This is a genomic window from Janthinobacterium sp. TPC_1 (genome assembly GCF_056037845.1).
Genome location: NZ_CP195157.1, coordinates 5,363,325 through 5,383,108, shown reverse-complemented (window position 1 = coordinate 5,383,108; position 19,784 = coordinate 5,363,325). Strand labels below are relative to the sequence as shown.

The following is a 19,784-nucleotide window of genomic DNA, read 5'->3' as shown; positions in this document are numbered from 1 at the left end:
GCTGCGTCCAGCCATTCGTGGCAGGCGGCAGCCATTGCCGTCAGCCTTGCATGCGAGCCCGGCGCGATCACCGATGCACCACACTGAAGGATGCGAATAAAGATGGCAAATATGAAAATCGGCACGCGCCTGCGCTGCTCCTTTGCATTGTTGACCTTGCTGCTGCTGGCGACTGCCGCGCTGGGCATGCTGCGCCTGTCCAGCCTGGAGCTGCGCATGCGCGACGTGATCGATGATAAATATCCGAAAACCGTGCTGGCCAACGACATCATCAAGAATGTCAACATCATCGCGCGCTCCTCGCGCAACCTGCTGCTGATGACGGAACCGCAGCAGCTGGCGCAGGAACGCGCCACCATCGCCCAGGCGGGCGGCGAAACGGAAAAGGGCCTGGCGCAGCTGGAAAAGGTGGTGCTGTCGCCGCAGGGCCGCGCGCTGATGGCGGCCGTGACGCAGGCGCGCGCCGCGTTCAACGGCGGGCGCGACAAGGTGCTGGCCCTGCTGGAAGAGGGCGCGCGCGACGAAGCGACGGCGCTGCTGCTCGGTACGGTGCGCGGCGACCAGCTGCGCTACATGGCGGCGCTGGAAAGCCTGATCACACACCAGCACGACCTGATGGAGGAGGCGGGCGCCCAGGTGCGCCATGAATACGCCACGGCGCGCAACATGATGCTGGCGCTGAGCGCGCTGGCCGTGTTCTTTTCGCTCGTCACGGCCTGGCTGGTCACGCGCAGCATCGTCGATCCGCTGCGCCATGCCCTGACGGTGGCGCAGACCGTGGCCGCCGGCGACCTGACTTCGGTCTTCGGCCGCCACGGCGGCGATGAAACGGGCAAACTGCTCGACGCGCTGTGCATCATGAACGGCAACCTGCTCGACATCGTGCAGCGGGTGCGCAGCGGCACCGACACCATCGCCACGGCCTCGTCGCAGATCGCGGCCGGCAATAGCGACCTGTCCTCGCGCACGGAGGAGCAGGCCAGTTCGCTCGAACAGACCGCGTCGGCCATGGAGGAACTCAGCTCCACCGTGCAGCAGAACGCGGACAATGCGCGCCATGCCAGCGTGCTTGCCGTCGAAGCGGCGAACATCGCCGGCGCGGGCGGGCACGCCGTGGGGCAGGTGATCCACACGATGGACGCCATCAGCGCCTCGTCGGCGCAGATTGCCGACATCATCGGCGTGATCGACATGCTGGCCTTCCAGACGAATATCCTGGCCCTGAATGCGGCCGTGGAAGCGGCGCGCGCGGGCGAGCAGGGGCGCGGCTTTGCCGTCGTGGCGACGGAAGTGCGCAGCCTGGCGCAGCGCAGCGCGGCGGCGGCGCGCGATATCCGCGCCCTGATCGCCAATTCCACCCGGCAGGTCGACGCGGGCGCGGCCCTCGTCGCGCAGGCCGGCGCCACCATGCAGGACGTGGTGGCGGCCGTGGGGCGCGTGAGCCAGATGGTGGCCGACATCACGGCCGCCAGCGCCGAGCAAAGCACGGGCATCGGCCAGGTCAGCCAGGCGGTGGTGCAGATGGACGAAGTGACGCAGCAGAATGCCGCCCTGGTGGAGGAAGCGGCGGCCGCCTCGCAGTCGCTGGAAGGCGAGGCGGCGAACCTGCTGCGGGTGGTCAGCGTATTCCGGCTGCGCCAGGGGCCGGCTGACGCCTTGCCGCGCCGGAGCGCGCCGGCCGTGCCGCGCCTGCTGGCCTAGTGGCGCGCCTGGCAAGGTTCTGGCACGGCCCGCGCGCGCGGGCGCTGCTGTGCGCTGTGCTGGCCGCCTGCTTGCTGCTGGGCATCTGGCTGGACGGGGCGCAGCCGCGTCACGTGCTGCAGGTGGCACTGGCGGCGCTGGCGCTGGGCTGCGCCGTGCTGTGGCGGGCGCGGGATGGGCGCGGCGGCAAGCCGATGGCATCGGCGCGCGGCCGGGAATTGCAGGCGCGCCTGGACGGCGCCATCGCCGGCGGCGAATTCCGCTTTCACTACCAGGGCAAGTTCGATACGGCGCAGCTGCGCCTGGTCGGCCTGGAAGCGCTGCTGCGCTGGGAGCATCCGCGCCACGGCCTGGTCTATCCGAACGAATTCATCGGCCTGGCCGAGCAGACTGACGCCATCGTCGCGCTGGGCAACTGGGGCATCGACGCGGCTTGCCGCCAGCTGGCGCAGTGGCGCGCGGCGGACCTACCTTTGGTGCCTGTCGCGGTGAATATCTCGGCGCGCCAGCTGTGCCAGCCGCACTTGCCGGACTTCGTGCTGGGCTGCCTGCGGCGCCACGCCATCGCGCCCGGCCTGCTGGAACTGGAAGTGACGGAAAGCTGCTGCATCGACGATATGGCGCAGGCAACGCAGGTATTGCGCCAGTTGCGCGCGCTGGGCCTGGCCATATCGCTCGACGACTATGGCACCGGCCATTCGGGGCTCAGCCACGTCAGGATGCTGCCGATTCACACCATCAAGATCGACCGCTGCTTCATCGGCGACCTGGGCAGCGCAGATAGTGACACTGTGATCGTCGCCTCGACCATTGCGCTGGCGCGCGGCCTGGGTTTGCAGGTACTGGCCGAAGGCGTGGAAAACGCCCGGCAGCTGGCGCGGCTGCGGCGGCTGGGTTGCCCGCAGGTGCAGGGCTTTTACCTGCACCGCCCGGCGTGCGCGTCCGACGTGGCCGCACTGCTGGCCGCCGGCGTGCCGGCCGGCCATGTAACAGCGCCGAAACATGGCGCCATGCGGCCTGGCGTGGATGCTCAGTAGAATATGGCCACTGCAAGCCGCATGCTTTAACACTTTCTCCCCCACGCAAGAATGATAAACAGTCCCGTCCCGGCCTATGTATTCGGCCCGTTTCGCCTTTTGCCGCTAGAACGCGTGCTATTCGAGGGCGATCGCGCGCTGCGCCTGGGCAGCCGGGCCATGGACTTGCTGCTGGCCCTGCTGGAACGCGCCGGCGACATCGTCGACAAGCATGAACTGGTGAGCATCGTCTGGCCCAATGCCGTGGTCGACGACGCGACCTTGCGCGTGCACCTGGCGGCGCTGCGCAAGGCGCTGGGCGATGGCCGCGACGGCCAGCGCTACATCACCACCATTCCCGGGCGCGGCTACGGCTTCCTGGCGCCGCTGGCGCACACGGGCCGGCCGGCGCCCGGTGCGGCGGGTGCCGAGCCGCGGCATAACCTGCCCGTCATGCTGACGCGCATGCTGGGCCGCGCCGAGGTGCTGCAAACGATGGCCAACCAGCTGCTGCAATTGCGCCTGTTGTGCATTGCCGGTCCGGGCGGCATCGGCAAGACCACCCTGGCCGTCGCCCTGGCCACGCGCGTGCTGCGCCGCTATGCCGACGGCGTGTGTTTCGTCGACCTGTCGCCGCTGGACGAGGGCCGCCTGGTGCCGCTGGCGCTGGCCACGGCGCTGGGGATGGCGGTGCCGGCCGGCGACGCCATGCCGGTCTTGCTGGCCTATTTGCGCCCGCGCCACATGCTGATCGTGCTCGATAACTGCGAGCACGTGATCGGCGCGGCCGCCACGCTGGCCGACGCCTTGCTCAAGGGCGCGCCGCTGCTGCACGTGCTGGCCACCAGCCGCGAGCCGCTGCGCATCACCAGCGAGCAGCTGCAGCGCCTGCCCGCGCTGGAATTGCCGCCTGCCGATGCCGTGCCCGATGCGGCGGCGGCCCGCCATTTCGCCGCGGTGCAGCTGTTTTGCGAACGCTGCGCGGCCGTCGACGATGCTTTCGTGCTGGCCGACGCCGATGTGCCCGTGGTGGTGGACATCTGCCGGCGCCTCGACGGCATCCCGCTGGCGCTGGAGCTGGCGGCCGGGCGCATCGGCCATTTCGGCTTGCACGAATTGCGCCGCCAGCTCGACGACCGCTTTCGCCTGCTCACGCGTGGCGCGCGCAACATGCCCTTGCGCCACCAGACCCTGCGCGCCACGCTGGACTGGAGCTACGGCCTGCTCGACGCGCAAGAGCGCCAGGTGCTGCAGGCGCTGAGCGTGTTCAAGAGCCGCTTCCGCCTGGAGTCGGCCAGCGCCGTGGCGGGCTGCGACATATTCGACACGCTGGCCGACCTGGCGGCCAAGTCCCTCGTCAGCATCGAATTTTGCCGCCAGCACGTGTATTACCGGCTGCTCGACACCACGCGCGCGTATGCTAGCGCGCAGCTGGCGGCGGGCGGGGATGCCGGCGCCGTGCTGCTGCGCCATGCGCGCCATTGCCTGGGCCTGGCCGGACGCATCGCCGCCGACTGGGAAAACATGCCGCCGGCCCACTGGAGCGCGCGCTACGGCCGCCATGTCGATGATTTGCGCGCCGCTATCGACTGGGCCTTCGGCGAGGAGGGCGACGTGGCGCTGGGCGTGGCGCTGACCCTGGCTGCGCAAACCCTGTTCTATCAGCTGTCGCTGATGGATGAATACCGCGTGCGCGTCGAGCGGGCGCTCGAGCGCATGGCCGCGCATGCGCTGGACGACCCCGGCAGCGAGATGCAGCTGCATGCGTCGCTGGCGCACCTGCTGCTGCATACGCAGGGCGTCACCGGCACCATGCTGCGTTCGTTTCAGCGCGGTTATGCGCTGGCCATGCGCATGGACGATGACAGCCGCCGCTTTGATGCGATTTGCGGCATGTGGGTCTGCAGCCTGAAGCTGGCCGATTTCCAGCGCGCCGACGGTTACGTGGAGCAGCTGGCCGTCCTGTGCGAAGCGCGCGACGATATGGCGATGCGCCTGGTGCTGGCGCGCATGCGTTCGGCGGGCGAGTACTTGCGCGGACGGTACGCGGAGTCGGCGGCGCTGGCGCGCATGGTGCTCGCGCATCCCGAAGGCGCCGGACAGCTCGGCTTCAACAATGCCTTGCTGGCCGATCACCAGGTCTGCCTGCGCGGCACGCTGGCGCGTTGCCTGTGGATGCAGGGCTGCCCCGACGACGCCCTGGCGCTGGCGCGCGAGGCGGTGACGGTGGGCTTCGGGCACAATGGCGTCACGCTGTGCGTGGCGCTGGCCATCAATGCCATTCCCGTCGCCCTGTGGTGCGGGCAGCGGGGGCTGGCGCATGCCTGGACCTGCCTGCTGTGCGAGCATGCGGCCCGCTATGGTTTGCTGTACTGGAGCGCCTGGGGCGCCGCCTACCAGCGGCTGCTCGACGCGGGCGATACGGTGACGGAGTTTCCCTGGCCTTCGGTGCGCAGCTGGCCAATACAGATCGATCTGATGGCCACCCTGCACGACGCGGCCGCCGATAGCCAGGCGCTGCGGCGCGCGCGCACGGGCCTGGCGCCATGGAGCGCGCCGGAAGTGCTGCGCCGCGATGCGCACCACCGCTGGCGGGCGCTGGCGCAAGACGATGCGGCCGGCCTGGAAGCGGTGCGCGTGCAGCTGGAAGAAGCGCTGCTGCTGGCCCGGGGCCAGCAGGCGCCGGGCTGGGAGCTGCGCTGCGCCACCAGCCTGGCTGCCGTGATGCAGGCGCAGGGCCGCGCCGCCGCTGCGCATGCCGTGCTGGCCCCGATCCATGCCGGCTACCGCCAGGGACGCGACACCACGGACGTGATGGCGGCGGCAGCTTTGCTGGCGCGGCTGGCTTGAACGCTATTCGTAGGCACCCAGCCGGCGCTGTTCCTCCGGCGTGAAACTGGCGTCGCGCAATTGCTGCAGGGCCGCCGCATCCTGCGCGCCGCCGGGCAAGCCGGCCTGCTGCGCCTTCTGTGCCTGGTAAGCGATGATGCGCTGCTGCCACTGCGATTCCTCGCGGTCCAGTTCCGCCAGGCGCGCCGCCGCCGCCGGCGTGAAGGTGGCCGCGCGCAGGCGGTAGACTTCATTCTCGCCGCCGCCCTGGGCGCGCAAGGCCTTGACCGAGGCGTCCAGCTGCGCCACCCTGGCCGGTGCGTCGCGCGCATCGCGCTGGGCCGGTGACAGCTTCTGGTCCAGCGCGGCCAGTTGCGCCTGGCGCTGCGCCTCGTCCAGAGTGGCGTCGCCGAGTATCGCCATGCGCGCCACGGCGTCGTCGTCATACGCGTCGCTGGCGCCGAACAGGCCCGCGCTTTCCTCCGCCGTAAAATAATTGCCGCGCAGGGCGCGCATCGCTTGCAGGCGCGCGCGCGCCGCCAGGGCGGGATCGGCTTGCGCCGGCAAGGCCTGTTCCGCGCCGGCCAGCGCCTGCTTGTAGGCCAGATAAGCGCCCAGCAGGCGCTTCGCTTCGCGGGCGGGGACGGGCGCCAGGCGCTTGTCGAGTTCCGCCTCGATCTGGCTGCGGATGGCGGCCAGCGGCTTTTCGCCGAGGCCCGCCAGGTAGTAGTCGAACAGGTGGCCCAGTTCCGCGTCGACCACCAGCTTGTCGCCGGCGGCCACCGTCACGTTGCCGTCGGGCCGCGTGCCTTGCATCGAGCGCACGAACGCGAACAGGTCCGGTTCCGCCTTTTCCGGCGGCGGGGCGGGCGGCTCTCCGGGGCGCAGCGCCAGGTACAGGGCCAGGGCCGCCAGGCTGCCGCCGATGATCCATTTCGCGTTCGTGTGCATCGTAGGCTCCTTACAGTCCCAGGCCTTGCAGGCGGTTGGCTTGCTGGCGGAAGACGGTGACGGGGTTCGTCTCGAACAGGTTGACGATGCCGACGAACTGGTTGACTTCATCGAGGTGGTTCATGGCGTAGTCGTCGCGGATCACCTTGCCCAGGTGGCTGGAGCAGCTGCTGACCAGGCCATCGTTCTTGACGCCGCCGAAGGCCAGGCTGATGGCCGCCAGGGCCGGGTCGCCCACGTCGAGCACATTCGTGTACGGTTGCGCGCCGCTCCACGAAAAGTAGTACACGCCTTGCACCTGGTAGGCGCCTTCGCCGCAGGCGGAGGTGGGCACGCCTTGCGGGTGGCGGCTGTTGAAGGCCAGCGAGCCGGCCGCCGTGGACAGCGATGCGAGCGAGGCGCCCGCGTTTTGCGGCAAGCCCTTGTTGCCCGACAAAATGCCGATCAGGGAAGCGAGCGCGTTGCCCAGCGCGTTACTGGTATTGGGAATGGCGCCGCTGAGGATATCGGCCACCCTGGAGCCCTTGTTGACGCCGGCCACGCTGGTGACAGACGCCACCAGGTCAGGCCGTACGGACGCGACATAGCGGGCCGTGGGGCCGCCGTGGCTGTGGCCGATCAAATTGACCTTGGCCGCTCCCGTGGCGGCGAGGATTTGCCGCACCTGCGACAGCAGCTGCTCGCCGCGCACTTCCGTGCTGTTGGCGGCCGAGACGGTGGTCACATACACTTGCGCGCCGCCGCTGCGCAGGGCGTCGGGCACGCCATAGAAGTATTCGACGGGACCCAGCTTGTCGAAGCCGAACAGGCCGTGCACGAGCACGATCGGGTATTTCGTTTGCGTGTAGCCGGCGGCGCCGGCGCTGCCGGGCAGGATGGCGAGGGTGAGGAGTAGGGTGGATAGCAGTTGCCAGAAGCGAGTCTTCATTTTGTCTCCGTTATTTGAATAATATGGAAATGTCGATGCTGTAGCGATGAACCGTGCGCTCCTGTACATTCTCGATGCATTAAAAATAGCGAGCGCTCGGTTTCTTGAATGTAGCATTGCTGGATTTAAATTGCAGTGAATTGCATGATGCAGCGCAATAACTGTGGGAATTTGGCGTTGCTTATGCGCCCATTGCATAGTTGAAAAGTCAAATAGTTGTTTTCCTGAGCTATAATCGGCCCGGCATCCGCCGTCCCGCCGTCTTGCAGCGCCGACCAGGCGCTGTCTTACATTGCTCATACACCGTTACTTGGGAATGCACTTGTCGACCCATTTTAATTTTGAACAGTTTCAGCAGATGACGCCTTTAAATGGCGAAAACATCTGGGAATATATTCTTGACCGCCACGCGGAACGCATCGGCGTCAAGCGCCGCAAGCCGGCGCTGGAAAAATCTTGAGCGCATCTTCGTCGCCACCTTCCGCCTGGCCAATGACGTGGGTTTCCGCGCCATGAGCTTGCGCGACCTGTGCCGCGAGACGGGGCTGTCGATGGGCGGCCTGTATGGCTACATCACCAGCAAGGATCAGTTGGCCGAGATGATCGAGGACGTGGTGCGCCACGCCACGCAAGCCTTGCCGCTGCTGTTTGCGGACGTGAAGTCGCCGCTGGACCGCCTGGAGGCGATGATACGCTCGTCGATCTACCTGTCCGAAGTGCTGCAGCCGTGGTTTTATTTTGTCTTCATGGATTCGCGCGTGCTGCAGGTGGAGCAGCGCAGCATGGCGAAGAATTCGGAACTGTATGTGCAGACCCTGATCGCCGCCACCATCGCCGAAATCGCGCCGAAGCCGCAGGGCGACCCCACCTTGCTGGCCGCGCACTGCCTGGCCCTGTTTCAGGACTGGTACGTGAAACGCTGGAAGTACCGCGCCGCGAAGGTCAATGTCGACGATTTTGCCGATAGCGTGGTCAGCACGGTGCGCGGGTATTTGAGCATGAGCGGCGTTTAGCACAACGTCCCCGCATGGCTCCGGCAGCGGCGCGTGTCGGCAGGGCATGGCCCCGCTGCGGGCCTTGTCTGCATCAAGCTGCCGCTGCTCGCTGTGGCGCAGCCTTGCCCTCGGCTGGCCTGCTTCTCCTATTTTCCTGAAAGTAATGCCGCTGCCTCGGAACGCGGCTGCCTGATGGCCGCCGGTACGCCGATGCGTTCGGCGGATCTGGTCGTGCGTGACATTAAAAATGTGAAAGTTTTTATTCCGCATGCCTTATCTCGAATGGCCGCCATGCTCAAAAATACTCCGCGCTGCGAATTTGACTGGTATCAAAATATATTTTCATGATCCGGGATAAAGTCGAATGGTCGGGTGTGGATTGCCCTTCTTGCTGATTCAATTTGAAAATTTATTTGGGGGGCGCCATGTCTAATGAAAATTTCAAGTTTATTTCTTTTGAGTCCGGGCTTGAAAGGATTGCACATGCCAGAAAAGAACTGGGATTGGACGAGCAAAATACGACGGTGCTGACTTCGCGGGATCCCTTTGCGCAGCGCATACGCGAGAGCCTCAGTATCCGCAAGCTTCCTGCTGGCTTCCAGAAATGGCAATTGCCGTTCGCGTTGACCGGCAAAGGGGCGCAGTTCTTTGTCTCCGTCGCCCAAGCCGGCGCCGGCGTCGAGGAGCACCAGCACGAGGAAGGCGACGGCATACGGGTCATCGTGTCCGGCTCCATCGAATACGCGGGGCTTGAACTGACGGCCGGCGATTGGATGTTCATTCCGCAGAACGTGCCATATGCATTTAATGCGGGTAAATTTGGCGCGACCATGTTTTATTGTTACGCATGTTGCTGCGTTCCAAATTAATCGATGGTTGACGTATGAATCATCTCGATATTGGCGTCATTCGGATCGGCGGCGCGGTTGGCCGATTGTCCGTGCTTTGTAAGTGAATGTATTGCATATTCATGTGGAGGCGGTATGAACGATATGCGGGGGAAGGTCACGGAAGTGATATTCCAGGTTGAATATCCGGATGGGACGAAAAAGATGTCAAAATTCGTGCCGGAATTCAGGCTGAATGCCATGCTGTTTTCAGATTGCCTGATGACGCCTGAAATGAAGGAGAAATTCACTGTGTCCGACGCGGATTGGAAAAAGAATCCTGCCATGATTATTGTCGATGGAGAAATTCTCAAGGCAAATTGTGACTGGCCGGATTGCCGGCAAGCGTGATCGACAATGCCGGAGCCCCAGGCGGGTGGTGCGGGCCACGGGCCGCGGCGTAACGGTGGCTCCCGGCCCGACCATGCGGCCTCAGTTCGTCTCAACCGGCACCGTCTCCGGCACTGCCGCCGGATCCGTCGGCGTTTCCACATCCATATCCAGGGTCTTGATCCCATTCATGTCGATGAATTCATCGTACAGCCATTCGCCGTCGACCTGGCTCAGGCCCGCCGGCACGGCGCGCGTGACTTGCGGGCGCGTCGACAGGGCCGTGCGCATGTAGTCGATCCAGATCGGCATGGCCAGCGAGGAACCGAATTCGCGTCCGCCCAGGGACTTCGGCTCGTCATAGCCCATCCACGCCACCGCCACGATGCCGCCGCCATAGCCGGCGAACCAGCCGTCGACGGCGTCGCTGGTGGTGCCCGTCTTGCCGGCGATGTCGCTGCGTCCCAGTTTTTTCGTCGCCGCCGCGCCCGTGCCCGTGCGGGCTACTTCGCGCAGCATGCTGTCCATCACGAAAGCGTTGCGCGGATCGAGCGCCAGGGTCTTGTCGTCGTTCGTCGCGGGCGGTTTGGTCTGCATCAATACCGTACCCCTGGCGTCGACGATGCGGTCGATCAGATACGGTTCCACCTGGTGGCCGCCATTGGCGAACAGGGCGTAGGCGCCCGCCATCTGCACGGGCGTGACGGAACCCGTGCCCAGCGCCATCGTCAGGTTGCTGGGCTGGCGCGCCGGGTCGAAGCCGAATTTTTCCATGAAGTCGTGCGTGTACGCCACGCCCAGCGCGCGCAGGATGCGCACCGAGGCCACGTTCTTCGACTGCGCCAGCGCATAGCGCATGGTGATCGGGCCGTCGAACTTGAAATCGTCATTCTGCGGCGCCCACACCTTGCCGCCCGCCTGCATTTCCAGCGGCACGTCGTTGATCAGGGTGGCCGGCGAAAAGCCTTTTTCCAGCGCCGCCGAGTACACGAAGGGCTTCATGGCCGAACCGGGCTGGCGCCAGGCCTGCGTGACGTGGTTGAACTTTTGCAGGTTGTAGTCGAAGCCGCCCACCATGGCGTGGTAGGCGCCCGTTTCCGCATCGAGCGAGACGAAGGCGGCGGCCACCAGCGGCACTTGCGTGATGGCCCAGTTGCCCTTGGCATCCTGGCTGATGCGGATCACGGCGCCGGGGCGCAGCTTGATGCCGGCGCTCGCCTTGGCGGACAGGGCCGGCGCCGCAAAGCGCAAGCCGTCGCCCGTGATGGTCTTGGCGTCGCCGTCGCCCGTGTCGGCCAGCACCTTGCCGCTGGACACCTCCGTGACGACGGCGGCGATCAGGCCGTCGCTGTCCGGCCGTTTTTGCAGTGCAGCATCGATGGCGTCGTCGCGCTGCTCGGGATCCGCCGGCATGTCGATGAAGGTTTCCGGGCCGCGGTAGCCGTGGCGCTGGTCGTAGGCGATGACATTGCGGCGCGTCGAGGCGTAGGCCGCGTCCTGGTCCGCCTTCAGTATCGTCGTGTAGACGCTGATGCCCTTGGTATAGCTGTCTTCCTTGTACTGGGCGTAGACGGCCTGGCGCGCCAGTTCGGCCACGTATTCGGCGTGCGTCTCGAAACCCTGCTTGCCGCGCGTATTGAAATGCAGCGGCTGCGCCAGCGCCTGCCGGTACTGGCCTTCGCTGATGTAATCGAGTTCGCGCATGCGTTTCAATACCAGCTGCTGGCGCGCGTGCGCCTTTTTCGGGTTGCTGATCGGGTTGTGGCGCGACGGGTTTTGCGGCAGGCCGGCCAGCATGGCCATTTCCGCGATCGACAGTTCGGACAAGGGCTTGCCGAAATACGTCTGCGCCGCGCTGCCGAAGCCGAACGAGCGCTGGCCCAGGTACATCTGGTTCATGTACAGCTCGAGAATCTGCTCTTTCGACAGGGCCGCCTCGATTTTCAGGGCCAGCATGATTTCATTGAGCTTGCGCGAGGCGACTTTTTCGCGCGTCAGGAAGAAATTGCGCGCCACCTGCATGGTGATGGTGGAGCCGCCGCCGTGGCCGAAGCCGTGGCGCAGGTTCGACAGCACGGCGCCGCCGGCGCGCACGAAGTCGATGCCGTGGTGTTCGTAGAAGCGGCCATCCTCGATGGCCAGCAGGGCTTTTTTCATCATTTCCGGCACTTGCGCGATCGGCACGAAGTCGCGGTGCTCTTCGCCGAATTCGCCGATCAGCACATTGTCGGCCGTGTACACGCGCAGCGGGATCTTCGGCTGGTAGTCGGTGATGACGTCCAGCTCGGGCAGGCGGGGGCGCACGTACAGGAACAGATAAGCGGCCAGCAGCAGGGCAGCGGCCAGCGCGGCGCAGCCGGCGATGATGATGGCGCGCACGGTGGCGCGGCGGGAAGGCCAGGGAAATCCGGATCGTTTGGCAGTCAAGGCAGTCTCACGTGAGCGTGCAGGGCACGGTGGCAGCGATTATAGACCAATGCGGCGGCGCTCCCGGCGCCGGGACCGGCTGCAAAAAACCTTTTCATCGAAACGCGGCTGTGCGATAGTCTCGGCTTCAAGCAAATAGCCCGGACGTCGATCCGGGCTGTTTATTTTATAAAATTAAGGATTTATTTATGGCAAAAGATGCAATGCCGAGCGCCGTGAAGCCGTATATTCCGGCCGATGCGAAGCTGCCCGAGATGACCTTCCGCGCGCTGTTCATGGGCGTCATCCTGGGGATGGTCTTTGGCGCCTCTTCGCTCTACCTGGTGCTGAAAGTGGGCCTGACCGTCAGCGCCTCGATTCCCGTCGCCGTGATCGCCATCACCCTGTTCAGCCTGGCCAAGAAGGTGGGCGGCAAGGATTCGTCGATCCTGGAAAACAGCATCACGCAAACGGCCGGTTCGGCCGGCGAATCGCTGGCCTTCGGCCTGGGCGTGACCATGCCCGCCATTTTGATCCTCGGCTTCGACCTGGAAATCTCCAGAGTCATGCTGGTCGGTATCCTCGGCGGCCTGCTGGGCATCCTGATGATGATCCCCATGCGCCGCACCATGATCGTCGACCAGCACAAGGAACTCAAATTCCCCGAAGGCACGGCCTGCGCCGAAGTGCTCAAGGCGGCCGCCACGGAAGAATCGCGCATCGCCGCCGGCGAAAGCATCGAGAAGGATTCGGCCGCCGCGCTGGACGCCAAGCGCCGCGCCAAGATCATCTTCGGCGGTTTTGCCGTCGGCTTGCTGTATAAAGTCTTCAATATCTCGTTCAAGGGCTGGAAGGACACGCCGGGCGTGGAATTTGCCGCGCCGCTCAAGGGCGGCTCCATCGGCGCCGAAATTTCGCCTGAATTGCTGGGCGTGGGCTACATCATCGGCCCGCGCATCGCCGCCACCATGGCGGCCGGCGGCGTGCTGTCGTATCTGCTGCTGATCCCGATGATCAAGTTCTTCGGCGACAGCCTGACCACCGTGCTCTCGCCGGGCACCAAATTGATCAGCGAAATGGGCGCCGACGACGTGCGCAGCGCTTACGTGCTGTACATCGGCGCGGGCGCCGTGGCGGCCGGCGGTCTGATTTCGCTGGTGCGCGCCATGCCCATGATCTGGCGCAGCCTGTCGGCCGGCCTGAAAGGCATCGGCAAGGGCGTCAAGACCGATTCCACCTTGCGCACGGACCAGGACATCCCCCTGAAATGGGTCGTCATCGGCTGCCTGTCCATCATCGCCGTGATCACCTTCGCCACGCCGCTGCACATGAATTTCCTCGGCGCGCTGCTGATCCTCGTCTTCGGCTTCCTGTTCGCCACCGTCTCGTCGCGCCTGACGGGCGAAATCGGTTCCTCGTCGAACCCGATCTCCGGCATGGCCGTAGCCACTTTGCTGTTTACTTGCCTGATCTTCCTCATCATGGGCTGGACGGGCGGGCGTTACTATGTGACTGCCCTGTCGGTGGGCGCCATCGTCTGCATCGCCGCCAGCAATGCGGGCACCACGTCGCAAGACTTGAAAACCGGCTATCTGGTGGGCGCCACGCCGCGCCTGCAGCAGTACGCGATCCTGGCCGGCGCCTTGTCGTCGGCACTGATCCTCGGTCCGATTCTGCTGAAGCTGAACGAGGCGAGCACCGTCTACGTGCCGGCCGCGCAGGTCGCGCCTGGCCTGACGGTCGATGCGTCGAAGCTGACGGTGACGGGCGAGCTGCATGGCCCGCAAGCCGAGAGCGACCACAATACGTATAAAGTCTGGCAAAAGACCGATACCGTGGGCGGCCCGGCCGGCAAATACTTCGTCAAGGAAGACGGCCAGCTCGCGTACCTGGTCGACCCGGGCATCAATGGCCACTACAGCAAGCGCCCCGACGGTTCGGAAGTGAAGAAATACGATGCGCCGAAAGCCGTGCTGATGTCCTACATCATCAAGGGCATCCTCGACCAGCAGCTGCCGTGGACCCTGGTGCTGTTCGGCGTGATGATCGCCGTGGTGCTGGAAATGGCCGGCATTCCGTCGCTGGCGTTTTCGGTGGGCGTGTACCTGCCGCTGTCGTCCACCTTGCCGATCTTCGTCGGCGGCCTGGTGCGCTGGCTGGCGGACCGCCGCAACAACAAGCTGGAACACAACGCGAAACTGAACGAGGAAGAGCGCCAGCTGGCGGGCGACCGCAGTTCGGGCGTACTGCTGGCGTCCGGCTACATCGCCGGCGGCGCGCTGGCCGGCATCATCATCGCCATCACGGCCGGCGTGCTGACGCACTTCGACCAGATGATGGCCGACTGGGCCGAGCACGGCAACCCGTTCTACGCGGGCCTGCACTCGGACGCGCTGTCGCTGCTGCCGTATGCCGTCATCATCGTGCTGCTGTATATCGTCGCAAGAGAGAAGAAAGCGGGCAGTCCGCAGGCTTGATGTTGTAGCCAGCCCAAGGAAAACCGCCCGGTGTCATGACGATCCGGGCGGTTTTTTTATGTGCGCATGGCGGCGATGACTACGATATCGGCCGCGCCGCCAGTTGCGCCGCGCTCGCGTAGATCGTCACGTGGTCGGACGCCAGCCGCCGCAGGTGGTCATAAAACGCCTGCGCCGGAATGAGCCACGACGCGGCATCGCCCACCTGGCCGTTGACGCGCAGGCCGGCGGCGTCGAATTCGCGCGCAAAGTAATCGCGCAAGTCGCCGCGGCCCGGATGGTCGATGCGGCGCTGTGCGATTGCCATATCAAAAGGGCGCACGGGCACGTTCCAGCGCCGGCCGGCGTGGTCCAGGCAGGCCAGCAGCTTTGTATCGTCCTCCCACACGGGCACGGGAAAGGCGTCGCCCATGGCGTCTTCCAGCGCGTGATAGAACGTCACCGGTCCCATGGAAATGCCCAGGCCCAGCACCTTGGCCTGGTCGCAGCCGATGAAGCGCTGCCAGGGCGAGCCCACGCCGAAGATCGACGGTGCGCGGTGGTGCGCCTCGGTCAGAGCGTCGGCATGGCGGCCCCACGCGGATACGGAGTGGGTCGGGTGGATGCTGCGGTGGATATTGCCGCTGGCGAGGAACGCTTCCGGCAGGCGCCCCATGTGCGTGCCATGGCGGCGCGGGTCGAACACATAGCCGGGCATGGCGCAGGTGGCGCGCACGGTCCCGCCGGGCAGATAGTAGGTGGGCAGCAGCAGGGTGCCGTGCGGGCCGACGGCGTCCTGCAGGGCGCGTATGACGGCTGCCGCACCGCCTTCCACGTAGCCGAGGCTTTTCAGCGAAGAATGCACGAACAGCGTATCGCCTGGCGCCACGCCGAGCCGCGCCAGGCCGGATGCCAGCGCGGCGCGCGTCACGTGCGGGGCGTCGTGGCGCATTTGCCGGGCGCCGGCGGCGCGGCGCCACGCTTCCAGCGCGGCCCTGGCGGCGTGTTTGGCCTGCTCAAGCATCGCCAATGTGCATTTCCAGCAGGTTGGCATCGATGCAGAACTTGGCGGCCCAGTTCAGGTAAGCCCAGCTGCCATAGTCGCCATCGACGGGAAACGAACCCTTGACGCCGCCGCGCGCGTGCGCGGGACCGTCGATGCTGACGGAGCGCCGCACGTAACGGTTCAGGCGGCGGGCCGCGTCGAGGTAGGGCCGCTCGCCCGTGAGTTGGTACAGCAGGAACAGACAATGCGCGTTTTGCGCGGACCCCGTGAGGCAGGCGTAATCGGCGCCAGGCTGGAAGTCCGGGCCGAGGCGGCCGGCCAGGTAGCCGTCGGCCGCCACGGCCCTGGCGACGCCCATGCCGGTGCGCTTGGCCGCGTCCAGCAGGTCGGCGCGGGCCGAAAAGCGCTGCGCTTCGAGCAGGCCGCGCAAGGCGTAGCCGATGGTATGGGTCAGGGGCAGCAGCGGGTTGTCCAGGCAGTTCGAGGCGAACCAGCCGTTGGGACGCTGTTTTGTCAGCGCCCAGTCGACCTGGCGCAGGCCCGCCGCGCCATAGCCGTGGCCAGGCGCGATGCGGTCCGCTTCGAACAGGCCCCACGCCACGTGCGTTTCATACGCCTTGTCGCCGGCGCTGGCGAACGGCGTCGGATGCCGGCGCCAGCAGCCGTCGGCATCCTGGCTGTCGCGCAGCCAGCGTGCCGCGCGGTGCATGGCGTCCTCGTATGCCGCGCCGTACGCTGCCACGCCGGCGGCCAGGCCAAGCAGGATCTGGCCCGTGTTGAAGGTGACGGGCACGCGCGGCGTCGAGTCGATCTTGCCGCCCTGGAAACCGCCTGCGGGGAACTGGATGGCGACGCACCAATCGAGCATGCGGCGCGCCCGTGCGTGCAGGGCATCCCCACCCTCGTCGTCCGCGCGCTGCGCCATGGCGATCATGGTGGGGATGATGTAGCCGGTGGTTTCGGGATAGGAGCTAGCCCAGCCCGTCAGCAGGCTGTAGTCGCGCGCGACCCCGCCGTCGTGTGAACTGGAATGGTCTTGCGCCGCGCATAGCCAGGCCGTGCAAGCCTTGACGACGGCTTGCGGCCCGGGGTCGAAAGCGGGCAGGCCGCGCCGGTCCGCCGTCCGCTCCATGCGCGCCGCCGCCGGCAGGCCCGCCTGCGGCGCCAGTGTGTTCCTGATTTTCGCGAGCAAGGCGCGCATGGCTTTCCATTCGGTGGTGGACTCAGGCTACTGTAGCGCCGGCAGCCGGCAGGGCTATTGACTTGCCGCAAGGACCGTTGCGTCGCCGCCGCAGGAATTGACGCATAATGGCCGTATCACCATCGCCGACGAGGCCCGCCATGAACAATGTCACGCTTGAGTATTCGGTCGTCACCAATCCCGACTCGTTTGTCGGCTTCAAGTATTACGTCAAGGCGGGACAGGCCTTCGATGCCGACGATTTCGCCTATTCCTACAAGCTGAACCGGTCCGACCTGAACCCGGACAGCGTGCTGGCCACGCGCGAGGCGGCGGCGAATCTGCAGCCGGGCGAGTGGCTGACGGTGTCGCATTCGATCGCCGCCTAGCCTGCGAACCCAGTGCCGTTTCTTTAACTTACCGGCCCGTCAGGGCTCTTTGCGCGTGAATCCTTCAAAATTTCCTGATATTTCTATTGTTCCAACCTTGCCTGAACACGCCGAAACCCTCGCCGGGCTGGTGGCGCACAACCGCGAGCACCTGCGCGCTTACCTGCCTGCCGTGCTGCAGCTGGACTCGTTCGGCGAGGCGCAGGCCTATCTGCAGGCCGTCGCCGCCCGCGCGGCCAGCGGCGAGGTACTGGAATGGCATGTTTTCTCCGGCACGGCCTTGTGCGGCAGCATCCGCCTGAAAGACATCGACACAGCGGACCGCAATGCCCGCATCGGCTATTACCTCGGGCAGCAGTTCCAGGGCCGGGGCATCGCCAGCGCGGCGGTGCGCGCCGTCCTCGCGCACGCGTTTGGCGCGCTGCAATTGCACCGCGTCGAATTGAAGTGCGCGGCCGGCAATCACGCCAGCATGGCGCTGGCCGAACGGCTGGGATTCGCGCACGAAGGCGTGTTGCGGCAGGCGGAATGCCTGAATGGCGTATTTGTCGACCTGCACGTCTACGGCTTGCTGCAGCCCGATTTTGTGCCGGATGGCGCCGCCCTTAGCCTGGCATGAACCAGGCGCGCAGTTCATCCCCGGCCCTCTGCGCCGTTGCCTGCGTCAAGGTCAGCACGATGATCTTTTCCTGCGCCGGACGAAGGTGCCCATCGCTACCGGCCAGCTCGATGGCTTGTCCGAAGCTCGTGTAGCAGGGGCCGAACTCCTGCGGGCATTGCTGCACGATGCGCGCCGCCTTGCGGCGTTGCGGTCCGCCAGGTTGACGATGGGATTACCGTCATAAAATGGCTGGCCGTTGGCAAAGCTGGTGCGCAGATACGGCGAACACAGGCCGTCGAGGAAGGCCAGGCGCGTTTGCCAGTACGCTTGCAGTGCCGCATACACGGCCTGATCCTCGAGAAAATCGGCAAACAGGAAGTCGTTCATAAGGTTTCCTCGGCTAGATGCCGAACACTTTCAAGATGGCGTCCGTAAAACCCTCGAACCAACTGCCCACCTTGCCCGGCTGCTTGCCGTGGCGCGGGGTTTCTTCGTACAGGTAGACGCCGTTGCCGCCGTCGAAGCGGTCGTTGAGCAGCGCCTGCTGGCCGCGCAGGTAGGGCAGGAAGGTTTCGCTGCGCAGCGTCGAGTACAGCACGTCGGTAGTAAAGCCCAGGGTGGCGGACTGGCTGATGGAGCGGCCCTGGCCCGCGCGTTCCAGGCGCACGCCGCGGCAGCCGCGCACGATCAGGGTGACGGGGCCGCGAAAGACGATGAAGCGCAGCTGCAGGGTGAGCCAGGCATGCAGGCTGCCCAGGCGCCAGTGGCTCGATATCGCCAGCGGCTGGCCAGAGTCGCAGACCAGGCCCACCAGGCCCCGCGGCTGGAACACGAGGGCGCTGCCGGCCGGCAGGTGCACGACGGCTACTTCCAGCAGCGGGTCGTCGCTGGCGGAAATCGTCACGGATGCCGGGGCATCGCTTTCCAGCCGCGTCAGTGCCGCCATGCCGGCGGCCAGGCTGGTGAACGGATAGCGCCAGTCCAGCAGCCACTGCGTGCGCTTGCGCGTGCCGACGGGCGACGATTGCAGGTATTCGGGATGGATCAGCATCCGCTGGCCGGGTTTGAGCTGCAATGCCTGCGAGACGGCGGAAATGCGCGACTGGCCATCGGGCGGCAGGGGGAGCGCAGTGGCCGTCACGTTCAGCGCGTGCGCGATGGACAAGGGTTTCAGGCGCGAAGCGAGGGGCGCCAGCACGAAGTAAAAGCAGGCCTTGATGGCGACGGGCAGCAGGATGGCCGACAGCACCAGCAGGGCGGCCGTGGGCGCCACGTCCAGCACGGGAGCGCGCCAGCGGGCGATCCAGTTGCGCGCCAGTTGTTCTTCGCCTGCCGCAATCGCCTTTTGTACGGGCGCCAGCGCGCCGGCCAGCGCCGCGCTGTCGATGGCGAATGGGGCGGGGCGGGTGATGTTGGTGGTATTGTTGCTGCGCGCGCGCTGTGCCAGCCAGGCCTGATACGCTTGCAGGTTGACCTCGCGCAAGCGCTGGCCCTGCGCTTCGAGACGCGACAGTTGCGCGCAGGCGTCGCTGCCGGGCAGGTGCGCCGCCAGCGGGTGCTGCGCTTCCAGTTGCCGGCGCTGGCGTAGATTTTCTTGCAATGCAGCATACGCGCGCACATGCTCCGCATGCAGGCGCGCCAGCGTCTGGCGTGCATCTTCGCCGCTGATCGCCGCCTGCAAGGCGCTCAGATAACGGGCTTCCTGTGCCAGCACTTCGATTTCCACGCGGCGCGCCGCTTCGTCCTGCGCGTGCAGGGCCAGGGTGTGCGTGTCGGGCAGGGGAATAGTAAACAGCGACGGTTGCTGCCGCGCGCGCAAGGCCGTCAATTGCGCTTGTACTTCTGTCAGGCGCGTGGCGATGCTTGTTTGTGATGCCAGCCGCAGGGCGTTGACGCGCAGCGTGGCGGCAGTGGACAGGCTGGCGCCATGATGCTCGGCGCTGCCGGAAGCCTGGCGCAGTGCGGCGACGGCCTCGCTGCCGGCGCTGTAGGCGCGCCATTCGGCCAGCAGCAGGCGGCCGGCAAGCAGGATGACGATGAACAGGGCGAACTGCAGCGCGTGGCGCAGCAGGAAGCGCAGCAGGGCCGTCAGCAGCAGGCGCAAGGAGA

The 19,784-nt window shown here is 66.0% G+C and carries 17 protein-coding genes; 10 read left to right on the top strand and 7 right to left on the bottom strand.

The window, feature by feature from the left end; all coding sequences use genetic code 11:
- Positions 1–102 precede the first annotated feature (102 nt).
- The 3 genes from ACQVLG_RS26170 (at position 103) to ACQVLG_RS26160 (ending at position 5,567) form a co-directional block, all read left to right on the top strand.
- Positions 103–1,701: a methyl-accepting chemotaxis protein gene (locus ACQVLG_RS26170; RefSeq protein WP_329958050.1), complete on the top strand. Its 1,599-nt coding sequence runs from the start codon at positions 103–105 to the stop codon at positions 1,699–1,701.
- The gene (locus ACQVLG_RS26165; protein WP_230539475.1) at positions 1,701–2,738 is read left to right on the top strand and encodes a putative bifunctional diguanylate cyclase/phosphodiesterase; all 1,038 of its coding nucleotides are present in this window, start codon (positions 1,701–1,703) and stop codon (positions 2,736–2,738) included. The genes ACQVLG_RS26170 and ACQVLG_RS26165 overlap by 1 nt, the downstream gene beginning before the upstream one ends.
- Positions 2,739–2,852: 114 nt before the next feature.
- A complete protein-coding gene (locus ACQVLG_RS26160) occupies positions 2,853–5,567 on the top strand; it encodes an ATP-binding protein (protein ID WP_474291715.1) in 2,715 nt (904 codons plus the stop codon).
- Positions 5,568–5,570: 3 nt separating this feature from the next.
- Here ACQVLG_RS26160 and ACQVLG_RS26155 read toward each other — a convergent pair whose 3' ends face one another.
- Positions 5,571–6,497, bottom strand: coding sequence for a lipase secretion chaperone (locus ACQVLG_RS26155; RefSeq protein ID WP_474291714.1), 927 nt, complete (start codon positions 6,495–6,497; stop codon positions 5,571–5,573).
- Positions 6,498–6,507: 10 nt separating this feature from the next.
- Positions 6,508–7,425 (bottom strand): lipase family alpha/beta hydrolase, encoded by a 918-nt coding sequence (locus ACQVLG_RS26150; protein WP_474291713.1) that lies wholly within the window; start codon positions 7,423–7,425, stop codon positions 6,508–6,510.
- Between the two features lie 398 nt (positions 7,426–7,823).
- Between ACQVLG_RS26150 and ACQVLG_RS26145 the strand changes: the two genes are divergently transcribed.
- The 4 genes from ACQVLG_RS26145 to ACQVLG_RS26130 all read left to right on the top strand — a co-directional run bounded on the left by ACQVLG_RS26145 (position 7,824) and on the right by ACQVLG_RS26130 (position 9,658).
- Entirely contained in the window at positions 7,824–8,438 is a 615-nt protein-coding gene (locus tag ACQVLG_RS26145) for a TetR/AcrR family transcriptional regulator (RefSeq protein WP_474291712.1), read from the top strand.
- Positions 8,439–8,471: 33 nt separating this feature from the next.
- Positions 8,472–8,768: a hypothetical protein gene (locus tag ACQVLG_RS26140; protein ID WP_474291711.1), complete on the top strand. Its 297-nt coding sequence runs from the start codon at positions 8,472–8,474 to the stop codon at positions 8,766–8,768.
- 77 nt (positions 8,769–8,845) lie between these two features.
- The gene (locus tag ACQVLG_RS26135; RefSeq protein ID WP_474291710.1) at positions 8,846–9,289 is read left to right on the top strand and encodes a cupin domain-containing protein; all 444 of its coding nucleotides are present in this window, start codon (positions 8,846–8,848) and stop codon (positions 9,287–9,289) included.
- A gap of 114 nt (positions 9,290–9,403) precedes the next feature.
- Positions 9,404–9,658: a hypothetical protein gene (locus ACQVLG_RS26130; RefSeq protein ID WP_230539482.1), complete on the top strand. Its 255-nt coding sequence runs from the start codon at positions 9,404–9,406 to the stop codon at positions 9,656–9,658.
- Between the two features lie 81 nt (positions 9,659–9,739).
- Here ACQVLG_RS26130 and ACQVLG_RS26125 read toward each other — a convergent pair whose 3' ends face one another.
- Positions 9,740–12,064: a penicillin-binding protein 1A gene (locus tag ACQVLG_RS26125; RefSeq protein WP_474291709.1), complete on the bottom strand. Its 2,325-nt coding sequence runs from the start codon at positions 12,062–12,064 to the stop codon at positions 9,740–9,742.
- A 188-nt stretch (positions 12,065–12,252) separates the two neighbouring features.
- Between ACQVLG_RS26125 and ACQVLG_RS26120 the strand changes: the two genes are divergently transcribed.
- Positions 12,253–14,520, top strand: a complete 2,268-nt coding sequence (locus tag ACQVLG_RS26120; protein ID WP_474291708.1) for an OPT family oligopeptide transporter — start codon at positions 12,253–12,255, stop codon at positions 14,518–14,520.
- Between the two features lie 79 nt (positions 14,521–14,599).
- On the opposite strand, the gene ACQVLG_RS26115 is transcribed toward ACQVLG_RS26120, so the two are convergent.
- Together ACQVLG_RS26115 and ACQVLG_RS26110 are read right to left on the bottom strand one after the other, a co-directional pair.
- On the bottom strand, positions 14,600–15,523 hold the full coding sequence (locus ACQVLG_RS26115; protein WP_474295802.1) for an AAC(3) family N-acetyltransferase: 924 nt from the start codon (positions 15,521–15,523) through the stop codon (positions 14,600–14,602).
- Positions 15,516–16,706 carry a prenyltransferase/squalene oxidase repeat-containing protein gene (locus tag ACQVLG_RS26110; protein ID WP_474291707.1) on the bottom strand — a complete coding sequence of 397 codons (1,191 nt, stop codon included), beginning with the start codon at positions 16,704–16,706 and terminating at the stop codon, positions 15,516–15,518. Before ACQVLG_RS26110 ends, ACQVLG_RS26115 begins: the two co-directional genes overlap by 8 nt.
- Before the next feature lie 140 nt (positions 16,707–16,846).
- Here ACQVLG_RS26110 and ACQVLG_RS26105 point away from each other — a divergent pair, with 140 nt between their 5' ends.
- A complete protein-coding gene (locus ACQVLG_RS26105; protein WP_230539487.1) occupies positions 16,847–17,074 on the top strand; it encodes a hypothetical protein in 228 nt (75 codons plus the stop codon).
- Between the two features lie 97 nt (positions 17,075–17,171).
- Entirely contained in the window at positions 17,172–17,693 is a 522-nt protein-coding gene (locus ACQVLG_RS26100) for a GNAT family N-acetyltransferase (protein ID WP_474291706.1), read from the top strand.
- 51 nt (positions 17,694–17,744) lie between these two features.
- Here the strand turns inward: ACQVLG_RS26100 and ACQVLG_RS26095 are convergent, their stop codons facing one another.
- On the bottom strand, positions 17,745–18,062 hold the full coding sequence (locus ACQVLG_RS26095) for a hypothetical protein (protein WP_474291705.1): 318 nt from the start codon (positions 18,060–18,062) through the stop codon (positions 17,745–17,747).
- Between the two features lie 13 nt (positions 18,063–18,075).
- Entirely contained in the window at positions 18,076–19,779 is a 1,704-nt protein-coding gene (locus ACQVLG_RS26090; RefSeq protein ID WP_474291704.1) for a hypothetical protein, read from the bottom strand.
- Positions 19,780–19,784: the final 5 nt, after the last annotated feature.